Genomic DNA, 13,462 nt, shown 5'->3' with positions numbered 1-13,462 from the left:
AGGAGACAAGGAAATGACCAACACAACAGGCTGGAAAATGAATGCACAAAATCGCACATTTATTGCTTCATTTAGTGGTGGCAAGGATAGTGTTTTAGCTTTATATAAAGCATCACAGGTGGGCCAAGCAATGGGGCTCATAGTGATGCTAGAGGAAGAAGGGAAACGTTCAAGGTCCCACGGGATGCCACCTGCGCTTATCCAGGCACAAGCTGACTCTATTGGGCTGCCAGTCTATACGGCTGCAGCAAGCTGGGCGGATTATGAAGAAGTATTTGTAGGTTTATTAGTAAATGCAAAGCAGCAGGGAGCTGAAGTATTAGTAACAGGAGACTTAGATATGCCTGCACATGGTTGCTGGCACGATAAAGTCACTAAAAAGGTAGGTTTAAAGCTAGGCATGCCATTGTGGGAGATGAACCATCGTGAGGCTGTCGATGAATTTATTCACTTAGGATTTATTACAATGATTGTCACGGTCAACCTATCCTTGGGCATGACGGAGGACGATTTAGGGCGAGTGCTTACCCCTGAATATGTAAAGGAGCTTGAAGCCCGTAGCATTGACCCATGCGGAGAAGGCGGCGAATTCCATACGACCGTCATTGATGGCCCTCTATTCAAGCAGTCAATTGCGGTGCGTAAAGGTTCCGTTATAAGAGATGGAGACTACGCCTTTTTACCCTTAGAGCTAGCATAAATTCACATCAGAAAACCTTTATTGGGATGCGCAATTCATGTCAATAAGGGTTTTTCTTTTAAGGCGTATTGTTATTTTTTTCATCTGTAATAAAATTATTACAGATGAAAAATACATTAAAAGGTGATTTGATGAATTATTAACGGTTTTTGGATTTTTGTCAAATGCTTATCGATTAAAAATTATTTTGCTATTCTTCATCAAGAAAAACAATATGTTAGCCAACTTGCGAGAGAATAGGGATAAGTAGACTGTTACTTTATCTACATTTACAGAAGTTAGAGGAAGCCCAATCAATGGCTATCACCAAATTTCTGATAGTGGCAAAGCGATGAAGTACTATACACTAAATCCTTTCAGACTGACGATAAATTCAGATTTCATCACTGAAGTTGCTAACGATATACCCGATAAAAACAGAAAGGAGTAAGCTTTGAAAATCATTAATTTATGAAAGGAGTCTTATCATATGTCATCAACATCACTTTCCATATTTTCAGCGTTCTTTGGTTTACTTCCACTTCTAGTACTTGTTTTTATTTTTGTATTTGTTATCAGTGTCCTTCGACGAGTGGAACGCCGTGCAGAGGAACGCCTAAAAATAGAGAAAGAAACAGCTCAATTGCAACAGCAGCAGATTCAAGAAATAAATAAACGTTTAACAACTATTGAAAATATATTGAAACAAGTTGATTAGGAGTAATACATTTCAACTATTTCGAGGTAAAAGGCATATGGTTTCATTCAACAATGGTTCATATCCCTGAACATTGCTATAAAATATTATTTGTCTTTCGCTACGAACGTGGAATATCTGTAATAAATGAATAATTACCCGAAAGTACATAGGCTCCTCCTCTGTACTTTTTTGTATTTTAGCTAGTTTTCCTTGTAGGTATAGAACTCCTACCACTTTGACCAAAATAGTATTTGACTGGACACTATTTGGTGTCGTATAATTAAGACACCAATCAGTGTCCTATTAGAAAGGGTGGTGGTTTTGAATAACAATCATCAAGAGCGTGACGTTTATGTAGCCATTGCTGACCCAACAAGACGAAAGTTGATCCGTTTATTGGCAGAGGTAGATGAGTTACCGCTTCACGAATTAACCGCTCAATTTGATATGGGGCGTACTGCTGTCTCGAAACATTTAGCCATTCTAAAAGATGCAGGCCTTGTTCTTGCACGCAAGGAAGGTAGGGAGACGAGATATCGATTGAATGCAGCTCCATTGAAAGAAATACAAGATTGGGTATCGTTTTATGAAGGTTTTTGGAAAGAAAGAATCGCGAAATTACATCTATTATTGGAGGAAAAAAAATGAAACCAGATGTATCATTAGATTTTAAATTTACAAGTTCCATCGAACAAGTATGGCATGCTTTAACAGACTCAGATACACTAGCAAAATGGATCTGGAACAATGACTTCCAACCAATCGTAGGACATAAATTCCAATTCCGTGCTGAACCAAATGAATGGTGGGACGGTATTGTAGACTGTGAGGTACTGGAAGTGGAAGAGCCTCACAAATTATCTTATACTTGGACAAGTGCTGGCGAAACAACAACAGTTACATGGACATTAACACAGGTAGCAGATGGTACGACTCAGCTTCATCTTGATCAAGGTGGCTTCAGCGAAGAAACAAAGGCACGTCAAGGTGCAATCGAGGGAGCAAAATATGCTTGGACAAATATGAGTGCACAGCTTGAAAAAGTATTAGCGTAGTATAAATTAAATAACAGCAAGAAGAGCGCAATTCCGTAGCAAGAATTGTGTTCTTTCATGTTCAGTCTCATCTTTTAATTTTCTTAAATGGAAGGATAACTAAATGAAAATTAATGAACTAATTGCCAATAATATTAACCGTCTAGATGTCGTTTTATCCGACGATCAATCTTTAGCCATAGCAGGTTTGTCTGGTTCAGGGAAGACGACATTTTGTCAAACGATTGGAGAAGAATCCAAAAAACGTCTTGTTTCTTTATTGCCAAAGGCTGAATATCAATATTTATTTCCAAACATTATGGAAACGAACTTCAGTGCCATCAAAATGGAGGACATGCCCCTTGTACTTTTTCTAGGAAAATCCTCGATCTCTAGCAATCCACGTTCCACAATTGGTACGCATACAGGTGTTTTTAAAGAAATTCGTAATCGACTGGCAGATGAGTTTCAGCTATCGCCAGAGATGTTTTCCTTTAACAATGCATTAGGCTGGTGTCCTGCATGTAAGGGGCGAGGCACGACAAAAAATGTAGAATGTAAAAAATGTTTGGGTAAGCGCTATAGTCCAGAAGTAGAGCAGTATAAAATCACTTTATGGAATGAGCCCTATAGTATTTCTGATATTCATCATTTAAGTATAGAGGCCATCTATTCCTTATCAAAAGAATTAAATATCAGTGAAGAAAAACAGCATATTCTGCATAATATTCTGCAAATGAATATTGGCTACTTAACCTTAAATCGTATTATGGGGACTTTATCAGGTGGAGAATTAACAAGGCTGTACTTAGCAGAATTCATGGCAACAAGCGAAAACACCGTGATTATTGTTGATGAAATTTCTGTGGGTCTTGACCATAACACCTTACTAAAAATTTTAGAGCAAATACAACAGCTAGGCGCTAAAAACCAAATTTGGTTGATTGATCATTCTGATACTGTGTTAGACACGGCAGACGAGCATCTATTCTTTGGACCAGGTAGTGGAAAATACGGAGGAAAAATCGTTGAAGAATCTCCACGACCAAAGCCTATCTTTTGGGAACGAAATCCAGCAGCACCAACATCCTATTATCAATTCCGAGATTTATATTGCCGTAATATCCAAATGGATGCAATAGACATTCCACAAAATCGACTTGTTACCTTTACAGGAGAGTCTGGTTGTGGGAAATCAACGCTTGTTAATGAGTGTATTGCTAAAGATTTTATCAAACGCTATCCAAAGGACAAACTCGTGATGGTTGGGCAAGATCGTAACCAATCCATTACGAGTCGTTCCACTGTCGCGACATTCCTTGATATTAAAAAGAAACTAACAAAATATAGTGAGGACATTGATGATATTTTCCAGCGCTCGATTGAAGATATAATCAACGAACTACCTAATGAGGATATCGCACATAAACGCTTAAGCTTATTGATTAAGCTTGGACTAGGCTACTTAACGCTTGAGAGAAAAACGCAATCTCTATCGACTGGTGAATTCCAATGTGTGCATTTAGTCTCAGAGTTATTTGCAAACGCTCGTAATCCCCATACATTATTTATTTTTGATGAGCCTTCTAAAGGACTATCTCAGAACATTTTAAACCAATTCATCGATAGTGTCAGGGACATCCTAGAGGATGAATCTATCTCCATCATCATGATTGAGCATAATGCCTATATGCTGGAAAGCTCTGATTTTGTTGTTGACTTCGGTAAAAGACAGCAGGAGCCTGTAACACATCTAAATGTAGTTAGCCATGAAGATTATTTTAATCAGGATATTCATTCAAGGGGTTCGTCTCCATTACAAATCACATCTACGCTCGCATTAAGGCAGGGCATTCAATACTTAGAAGACAACCATATTAGCTATTTCAAAAATGCGGAAAATATATATAAGGGTGGTATCTTAAAAAGCTTATCTTCCATGGCTCGTCTGATTTACGGTGAATATGAATCAAACAAAATTGCCCCAGTTGTTGCCATTGATTTGGAAAGACATTTATATAGCCAATATAGCTTCCTGTATGAAATAGGTGGTCTAATCAATCATATTGTGGCTGCTCATCCAACAAATAAGGATACGAGAAGCTTCGATTTTTATAGCCAAGAAAATCATTGCCCTAGCTGCTCTGGTCGATTGGAAATTGAAAAATTCGATTTTGATCTTGTGGTACAAGACAAAAACGTGCCATTTTGGGACGGCCTACTACATCCCGATATAATGGAGGTTTTAAAATACTATCAACATTCTAAATTAGAATTTCTCTTTGAGCAGATTAAAATAGAGCTGGGTCAGGACATTAGTAAAAGCTATCATGATATGACTGAGGAAGAAAAGCATACATTTTTATATGGTTATTGGGACAAGTCCTTTTATGATAAGGCAACAAAATCCTCGAAAAAGTGGGAGGGCTTTAATTTTATCATTGGTCGTTATATCGTGATTTCAAAATCCATTATTAAAGAGCAAATGAAGGAAACAAGAGAAATGGTACCATGCCCAATTTGTCATGGGACTGTGCTCAACCACCAAAAGAAATTACGATTTGGGGACACAGATATTCGTGACTTAATTCGCCAGCCGCTTGATGAAGTCATCAACATTGTAGGCAACTTACCACAATTAGAAAAAATCAAAGCCATCGTGGGCGGAGACATGTCACTGCTACAGGATGTTTCCTTATTGCCAAGGGAAACACAGGTATCCCTAAAAATGCTGGAATTAGAGCTAGCAAGCTTTGTCGGCTATGAAATCGTACTACAAAACGCTTTTCCTTTTTGGGCCAAAATCAAAGATAATCTAGAGCGCATCAGCCATAAAAATCAAGTGACCATCTGTGATTTTGCCAATATACAGGAGACAAGAGAAACCATCATCGATCAATATTTTACGAATGGTAAATATAAAAAACTAACATATGTATATGAAGCATTTGGCTACAAGAAAATCGTAACCCAAATCAATAAAGTCAAAGCCAGTCATTCCTGTCCATTCTGTAAAGGGAAAAAGGTGCTCTCTGAAGATGGACTGCATGATGGAGTCCATAAATTAACCGTGCCCTGTGTAAGCTGTGGCGCAAGTGGCATTAATGAGGAGGGACGCCAGCAAATCGTTGATGGCATTGATGTGGAAACATGGCTAACTGGTACTGTAAGCGATGTTGTTACAGAGGGCTCCCATCTTGAGGCCGTTGCCAATATTCCTATTTTTAATCGTATACGCGAATTGAATAAGCAGGAAATGATGGCAGTCTATCAGTTCCTCCAATCAAATCACTAAATCATCAAACCCATGTGCTTCGGCATATGGGTTTCTTTCGTTGGACTAGAATTACTCACTCATTTTTCCACAAAAATTCATAATTCGTGTCATCTTTGATTACTATAAAGATAACAGTAATGGTAGTAAAAGGGAGGACATGGTTTGGTAAAAAAAGTGCTGTTATTCGGGGATATTGGCATTGATGATACGGTGGCATTGATCTATGCACGGCTTAATCAAGAAATAGAAATTGTGGGACTCGTTGCAGATTATGGCAATGTATCGCGAGAGGATGCGGTATCCAATATTTATTATGTCATGAAATTGTTCGACTTCCCTCAAGGTATTCCTGTGATCTTAGGAGCAGAAGTACCCTTAACAGGAGAGCAGCCGACCTATTACCCAGAAATTCATGGTGAACGAGGTCTTGGACCCATCATCCCAAATGATAATCACGAATTAAAAATTGAGAACTTTTTTGAAATAATCAACATTATTGAAAGGTATAAGCATGATGAGCTAATTATTGTCAATATTGGGCGATTAACTTCACTAGCCACGATGTTTATCCTTTATAAAGAGCTTATGAAAAATATCAAGGAATTTTATATTATGGGTGGAGCATTTTGGGTGCCAGGTAATGTAACGACAGTGGCTGAAGCGAATTTCCATGGTGATCCCTTTGCCGTTAATATTGTGCTTACCTATGCAACGAATGTGACAATCATCCCTTTAAATGCGACACAAAAGGCCATTGTCACACCTGGGATGGTGGACTATATTGACTCCTTTGGCAAAACAAAAATTCTAAAGCCCTTAATGGAATACTATACACGTTTTTATAAAGAACGGGACCCCTCACTTCTAGGAAGTCCCGTGCATGATGCGTTAACACTAATGGCCGTTATTTATCCTGACATGTTTATTTATGAGTCCTATCCTGTAACCGTTGTCGACAAGTTAGAAGGACCTGCAAGGGGGCAAAGTATTGCCGAGACAAGACCTTATGAAAATAATAATGGCGAAAAAAAGCATCGTATTGCTTTTGATATTCATTATGAACATTTTTTCCAAAACTTTTTATCGGTTATGACAGGGCAACCATTTCACTAGTTATTCAAAAACACCATCCCTTAAAATTGTAAAATCAACATGGACATTTACCTTCATGTCTTTATATATTTTTTGCCATTTATCCTTTGTTAGCTTAGAATGTCTTACTTCGCTTCGATATTTCTCACCAAAGCCAAAGATATCTGACTCAACTTCCTGACTATGAGCAATCACTCTACGTATTTCCTTTGACAATTTTTTCTCGATTGCTTTTTCCAGTGCCGCCACACTTTTTGGGTCCCCTTGATTGATATCAGGGTACACCTCTAATACTCTCGATTTGATTTTGATGTTCAGGTCAAATGTTGGCGTATCCGCATCAACTAACATCATTTCTCGTTTCGACTGGATTGCATCAAAGGCTACCGTTATTTTATTGGCAGGCTTTTGAAGAATTTCGGAAGGTACATCTTCGTTTTCCAGAACAGTTTCATATAAACTTACTTTAAAGGTATCTCTGACAATCTTTACGTAAAAGCTATCTTTTGCTGGAAGGGTACTGACCATTTTGCTGCCTTTAAAAAGAGCTATCCCACTTAATTCCACCAGCTCGTCATCTCTTTTAAGAATAGGCATGGCAAAATCTTTCCCAGATGAATAGAAATCATGGGCAATTTGATGAAGTGTAGAGGAAATCATATATTCCTGCTTGACATTTTGTTCAATTAACCTAAAAATATGCTGCCCTATATCCTCAATATTTTGATATTCGTATTTCAGTAATGTTTCTGTTTCACCTTCCACAATAGCCATAAAGATTCCATTGCTGACACTAGCATTTTCTAGGTTTGTATCAATATAATAGCAAAGGTCTTTTTTTGCCAATTCCTCTCCAAATAGGATGACTCTCATTTGACCAACCGTGATTTTTTTCGAAAGCTTACGATTGGCTTCCATCTGATTTCCTTTACTCGTATCGTTTTCTGTAGACAGAACTTCCACATTGCTTTGAAATTCGGGATTTACTTCACGAATAACAGCTGTTGTCTTTATTTTATCCTCTGTTCCTACATCATAGCCGACTAAAGTAGTTAATCCAACTTTATCCAAAATATTGGTTTGTGCACATCCATATAAAAAAACAAAGGATAGAAGAATCATCCATCTTCCTTTAAGTTTGTTCATTCTTTTTCACCTTCTTTGATGTGAAGTTCTTCTTTAGTCGTGCTATTGGCCAAAGTAAAATAGGGTAGACAAAGATTACGTAAAAAGCAATCTGTCCAAACACCGTGTTAATTGTATTAATCTGTGTCCGTGTTTGAACCAATAATGTTCCGATTAAAACGATGAATGAAAAGAGCCAAACGAATGTCTTTTCACTTATCGGGAATAAACGAATTGCTCCGCGGTACGCAGCCCATAAGTATAGACATAGATTCGGTAAAATGATTAGCATCCAAAAACAAACAGCTACAAATTCAAAGCGTTCCATAAAGGGGAAGCTAATAAAACTAAATAATGTCAAGGTTGCCCATATCGTTTTCAATAGCTTGCCCTCACTGTAATAAGCAATGGACACCAGCATCACAGCTAAATAGATGATGGTTGTAGCTAATAGTCCTAAATGAACAGGTTTTCTGATTTTTTTCTTGTCTTTTACAAAGGGGTAAATCACGTTTAGAATTTCAAAGCCGATAATCGTAAAGGTCATTGATTGTGCCCCTTTTAAAATGGAGCGAATATCATTTTCTAAAATAGGGAGAAGACTTTCTACTGTAGCGTATTTCATCGGAAATGCTAGCATTGGGAAAATCCATAAGGAGAGAATGATACTAAAAAAAGACACGCCTACAATGACACGAAGCCCTCCCGTAAAGGCATAAATAATAATAATTAATAAAGTTGCTGACAGGAACCAGGTCTCGATGCTAGGAAAAATCCATGCTTGTATAACTTCAATATAATTTCGTAAAACAGAAAAGAACGCCACGGAGCAATAGATGACATAAATTGCATTTAAAAAATTGCCAATCCATTTGCCAAAAATATCAATTTGAATTCCGTAAAGATCATCAGAGCCGTAAATTTCTAACGTTTTAATCATACAAAACGTAACAAGATGTGTGGCAATCCCAGCCAGTAGAACAGAAATCCATGCATCCTGTCTAGCATCCTGATAGATAATGCGTTGAAATCCCTGTATACCAACCCCAATTTGAGCACCGTGTACCACAAAAAAAAGCAAATAAGCATTAATCATATCTTTAGGGCTAAGTTGTATAGGTTTTGCCATTTATTTCACCTTCAGTTCAACTTTTATCAGGTTTCACTGGCTCTGGCACAAATTTATGTTCATCCTTTGGTCTTGTCAAAGCAGGTCTTTTTGATGTTAATGGGACAGGCATTCTAATAATACTATCCCGCATTTCCTTCAACCTCGGTGGATAGAAGGGAGACATATACGGAGCACCCAAGCTTGACTGACGTAACAAATGAATCAGAATAAAACAAAAAGCCAACATGATACCATAAAAACCCCAAAATCCTGCAAGTATAATGATAGGGAAGCGAATAAGACGAATCACATTGCCCATCATATAACTTGGCGACGTAAAAGAGGCTAGGGCACTTAACGCAATGATAATCAGCAATATATTACTGGTAATCCCTGCCTGTACAGCTGCTGTTCCAATAACGATACCACCAACGATACCGATTGTTTGTCCAATTTTAGTTGGTAATCTGGCTCCTGCTTCTCTCAGTAGTTCAATAATAAATTCCAGCAGCAAAGCCTCAAATATGGGCGGGAAAGGAACTAAAGCCCTTGATTCACTTAATGGTACGAGAAAGGCTTGTGGAATCACTTCATAATGAAAGGTAAGAGCTGCCACATAAAATGGTGTTAAATAAACAGATAAAAAGAAGGCAGCCAGTCGTAATAAACGAAGAAAAGTAGCAATTTGCCATCTTAAATTTTGATCTTCTTGACTTTGAAAAAACTCAGTAAATCCTTGAGGGGAAACGATAGCCATTGAACTACCATCTACGAGAACCCCAATTTTTCCATCTAAAATGCCATCACAAAATCTGTCAGGTCTTTCTGTCAATAGCATTTGTGGAAAGACAGATAGTGAATTATCATCAATCATTTCAGCTAATACGGCACTATCGATAAGCTCATCGATATAAAGATCTTTGATTCGTTGACGCATTGTTTGAACCATTTGATCATTGGCAATGCCTCGCATATATAAAAGAGAAACAGAGGTACTTGTCCGTGTACCAATTTTTACTTTTTCATTACAAAGATTAGGACTCACTATGTAGCGACGAATCAAGGAAATATTGGTAGATAGACTCTCATTAAATCCAACCTGTGTACCAATTACCTGCGATTCATTCTCAGGTGCTGACAATGCTCTAGACTCTCTGCTAGCGATATTGGCTAAAATAGTCTGCGGGAAGCCACCTATGTGAATCACAACATGACCATTGACCATCAATTCTACGGTTTCCCTTAGTAGACTGGATTGACTGACTTCTGCAATAGAAAGGGCCATCTCAATTGCCTCGGGTGTATCGTGAGGCTTGCTCTGTAAATTAGCAATAATATCATTATTTAAAGTCTGATCATCGATCAAATTATCGATGTAAATAAGGGTGACGTTTGGTGGAAGAGATTTAATGATTAAATCGGCTGGATGATTCGTTGCATTTTTAATGGATTGAATAAAATGATCTGTGGCATGTGCAACTCTCACAAGATTTTCTTTAGGCGCCTCTTGAACTGGTTGTTGTTGTTGTTGTTTGTTGAAAGGTAGTTTAAATTTCATAGTAAATGGTAGGCTCCCTTCATTGCTAACTTCGTTTATAGAATAGGCTTTAAAGGGGTATTCTATACTTATTTCATTTATTTTCATCATGTAGACATATCTAACAAATAACGGTAATATAATAGTAATCTTAAAAACAGAAGGGAGATTAGCCTTTTTTATGCTAAAACTAATTATCGCAAATTAAATTCCAATGAATTTAATAAAGGGGTTATTCTATAATTTTTTTAAAAATTATAGGGTCTATTTAGTAATGCCTTTTGCGATAAAAGAGAAGCATAATGATGTCTAATCCACAGTTATATTTTATATAACAAAGGACTCTATGAGCTTGTTCTCATAGGGTCTTTTTCTGTTTTTAGGAGGTGATGATTCCCACAAAAATTAGCGATTGAAACATAAAATAGGAGGGAATAGACGTGGCAAAATATGAATTAGTTAGTGATTATCGTCACAATGAAAATTTAAAGGCAAGTTTTAATGATTTAGCAATGAAAACATTTGGTTTGGACTTTCGAGGCTGGTATAACAAAGGCTATTGGAATGACCAATATATTCCTTACTCATTTGTACAAGCAGGAAAAGTAATCGCGAATGCTTCTATTTATAAGATGTCGATTCGCGTAAATGGTGAGCGATTAAAGGGAATTCAGATTGGTACAGTGATGACGGATGAACATTATCGTCATCAAGGCTTGGCAAAGCAGTTGATGCTGCATCTCATGAAAGAGCACGAAGGTGCCTGTGATTTCATGTATCTCTTTGCCAATGAAACAGTACTAGATTTTTATCCGAAGTTTGGCTTTACGCGAATCCATGAAAGTGAATACAGCTTAGATCTTACCACAAGACCTATTCAACCAAAGCAGACCAGCGTCCAACAGCTGACAATTGAGCAGAATCTAGCACTTCTTGAAGAGTATGCAAAAAATCGTTATATCCATTCTAGTATGATTGCTGTTGAGGAAAATGAAAGTTTATTAATGTTTTATTTTACGTTAGTTTTCCCTCATGCTATTTACTATTTAGAAGAATTTGACACAATAGTATTAATGGAGGAGGAGGAAGGGGTATTAAATATTTATGATATCATCTCTTTACAGGCAACCAATGCAGAGACTGTATTAGCAAGCATTATTAAGGATACAACAAAAAAAGTAGTATTCTATTTTACACCTGACTTTACAATCGAAGGTATGACAGCCACCATCACCACAAATGATGACGATGCCTTATTCATTCTCTCGAAAAAGCCCTTCTTACAAGGGCACTTTATGTTTCCTTTAACATCCCATTGCTAAGTTGGGTTTCAGAAGGCTGTATCAGAGCGTTGTGAATTAAAGAATGGGCGCGCTTTTGAATAAAATATGAGCGACTCCTGTCCCCTTGTCCTTTACCAAAACAGACTTTTTTAATTGACACTATAAATATTGGGCAATTCTCTATAGAATGGTATATATAAAGTAATTTTACTAGGAGGAAAAAATGTATACAGTTGGAGTCATTGGCCCTAATTCATCTGTAGAGCGCATCATTCAATTAGGCAAAGAATACGAAATGACTATGAATTTCGTAGCATTTCCCTATCATGATTTTCATGAAACCGTAAATATCGTAAAGGATAATCATCACGCTGTTGATGCATGGTTTTTTTCTGGCCAAATTTCGTATATGGTTGCGAAAAATACGTTACAATCAGGTGAAAACTTAGTTTATATTCAACATACTGAATCCGGCATTTATAAATGTCTATTGCATATGGGCTTTTATCAGGGAGAATTTTTGAACAAGGTAAGCATTGATGAAATCACGACTTCACACTTGGAGCAAGCCGTCAAACAGCTAGATTTTGCGCCTAAAGAAATCTATGTGAAAACCTTTGATGTAAATACCAGTACAAAAGAATTAATGGATTTTCATATCGACTTATGGAATCAACAAAAAACAGCAGGTGCTTTGACTTGCTTTGAAGCTGTTTATCGCGGGCTGAAAGAGGTAGGTGTCCCTGCTTATCACATTTCCACTACAGATATGGAAATCCGCCAAACATTACGAATACTGGAAGAAAAACTTAGAGCCTTCTATTTTAAGGATACACAGATCGGTGTGCAAATTATCGAAATCGAACATTTTGATAAAATCTCTGAAAAAGCGAAGAGCTCCTATCACTTACAGTATTTGGAATTAAAATTAAAGGAAACGTTATTGCGATTTTGTGAGCAACTAGATGGCTCCTTATTAGAAAAAGGAAATGGCCGCTATATCATTTTTAGTTCGAGAGGAGCCATTGAACGTAAAATCAAGGATTTACAGGATACCATCTATCAGCTATCACATGAATCCCATACAACAGTCACTGTCGGAATTGGCTATGGGGTAACCGTTCACTCTGCGGAAATCAATGCGCAGCGAGCCATCCAGCTCTCCAAGGAGAAATCGGAGCAACCAATTGTGATTGTCCAAGAAAATGGAACGATTACTGAATCGGCTGGTGAAGAAGATGAAGTGAGCTTTTCATACCGTATTAATGATGACATTTTATTAGAGAAATTAAAAAAAGCAAAAATTAGTTTAAAAAATTACAGTAAATTATACACACTTATTAAAAAAATGAATTGGCAGGAATTCACCATTAAAGATTTAGCAGCACATCTCTATTGGGATGAAAGTAATGCTAGACGCATTTTAGCCAGTTTATGTGAGGTTGATCTCGTCGAATACACAGGGAAAGACGCACAAATATCCAGAGGACGACCAAGTAAAATTTATCGTTTGAAATAACCATCTAAGTGAGATGGTTATTTTTTTTGTAAAAAAGTGTTGAAAAATTCAAACGATTAAAATAAAATCATTTTAAGGTAAACACCTTTTAATAACCTTTAATTA

Annotated in this window: 11 protein-coding genes; 8 read left to right on the top strand and 3 right to left on the bottom strand. The window is 37.1% G+C overall.

Annotation, left to right across the window (positions count from 1 at the left end):
• The first annotated feature begins 13 nt into the window (after positions 1-13).
• The 6 genes from EW028_RS05895 to EW028_RS05865 all read left to right on the top strand — a co-directional run bounded on the left by EW028_RS05895 (position 14) and on the right by EW028_RS05865 (position 6,803).
• Positions 14-700 carry a Dph6-related ATP pyrophosphatase gene (locus EW028_RS05895; RefSeq protein WP_131520231.1) on the top strand — a complete coding sequence of 229 codons (687 nt, stop codon included), beginning with the start codon at positions 14-16 and terminating at the stop codon, positions 698-700.
• A 469-nt stretch (positions 701-1,169) separates the two neighbouring features.
• On the top strand, positions 1,170-1,397 hold the full coding sequence (locus EW028_RS05885; RefSeq protein ID WP_131520230.1) for a hypothetical protein: 228 nt from the start codon (positions 1,170-1,172) through the stop codon (positions 1,395-1,397).
• Positions 1,398-1,700: 303 nt separating this feature from the next.
• Positions 1,701-2,027, top strand: a complete 327-nt coding sequence (locus EW028_RS05880; protein WP_048392816.1) for an ArsR/SmtB family transcription factor — start codon at positions 1,701-1,703, stop codon at positions 2,025-2,027.
• Positions 2,024-2,434: an SRPBCC family protein gene (locus EW028_RS05875; protein WP_048392814.1), complete on the top strand. Its 411-nt coding sequence runs from the start codon at positions 2,024-2,026 to the stop codon at positions 2,432-2,434. The genes EW028_RS05880 and EW028_RS05875 overlap by 4 nt, the downstream gene beginning before the upstream one ends.
• A 103-nt stretch (positions 2,435-2,537) precedes the next feature.
• Entirely contained in the window at positions 2,538-5,708 is a 3,171-nt protein-coding gene (locus tag EW028_RS05870; protein WP_131520229.1) for an ATP-binding cassette domain-containing protein, read from the top strand.
• A gap of 144 nt (positions 5,709-5,852) precedes the next feature.
• On the top strand, positions 5,853-6,803 hold the full coding sequence (locus EW028_RS05865) for a nucleoside hydrolase (protein WP_131520228.1): 951 nt from the start codon (positions 5,853-5,855) through the stop codon (positions 6,801-6,803).
• Here the strand turns inward: EW028_RS05865 and EW028_RS05860 are convergent, their stop codons facing one another.
• From EW028_RS05860 to EW028_RS05850, 3 genes are read right to left on the bottom strand one after another with little or no spacing between them, the layout of a single operon-like run.
• Positions 6,804-7,928, bottom strand: coding sequence for a Ger(x)C family spore germination protein (locus tag EW028_RS05860; RefSeq protein WP_131520227.1), 1,125 nt, complete (start codon positions 7,926-7,928; stop codon positions 6,804-6,806). It abuts the gene before it with no gap.
• Positions 7,915-9,036, bottom strand: coding sequence for a GerAB/ArcD/ProY family transporter (locus EW028_RS05855; RefSeq protein ID WP_131520226.1), 1,122 nt, complete (start codon positions 9,034-9,036; stop codon positions 7,915-7,917). The genes EW028_RS05860 and EW028_RS05855 overlap by 14 nt, the downstream gene beginning before the upstream one ends.
• A 16-nt stretch (positions 9,037-9,052) precedes the next feature.
• Positions 9,053-10,576 carry a spore germination protein gene (locus EW028_RS05850; protein WP_066036767.1) on the bottom strand — a complete coding sequence of 508 codons (1,524 nt, stop codon included), beginning with the start codon at positions 10,574-10,576 and terminating at the stop codon, positions 9,053-9,055.
• A 419-nt stretch (positions 10,577-10,995) separates the two neighbouring features.
• Here EW028_RS05850 and EW028_RS05845 point away from each other — a divergent pair, with 419 nt between their 5' ends.
• Both EW028_RS05845 and EW028_RS05840 read left to right on the top strand, forming a co-directional pair.
• Positions 10,996-11,877, top strand: coding sequence for a GNAT family N-acetyltransferase (locus EW028_RS05845; protein WP_131520225.1), 882 nt, complete (start codon positions 10,996-10,998; stop codon positions 11,875-11,877).
• A gap of 184 nt (positions 11,878-12,061) precedes the next feature.
• Positions 12,062-13,357: a helix-turn-helix domain-containing protein gene (locus EW028_RS05840; RefSeq protein ID WP_054550140.1), complete on the top strand. Its 1,296-nt coding sequence runs from the start codon at positions 12,062-12,064 to the stop codon at positions 13,355-13,357.
• Positions 13,358-13,462 lie beyond the last annotated feature (105 nt).

The organism is Lysinibacillus sp. OL1 (genome assembly GCF_004332175.1).
Classification (GTDB): domain Bacteria; phylum Bacillota; class Bacilli; order Bacillales_A; family Planococcaceae; genus Lysinibacillus; species Lysinibacillus capsici.
This window is presented reverse-complemented; position numbering and strand designations above follow the sequence as displayed.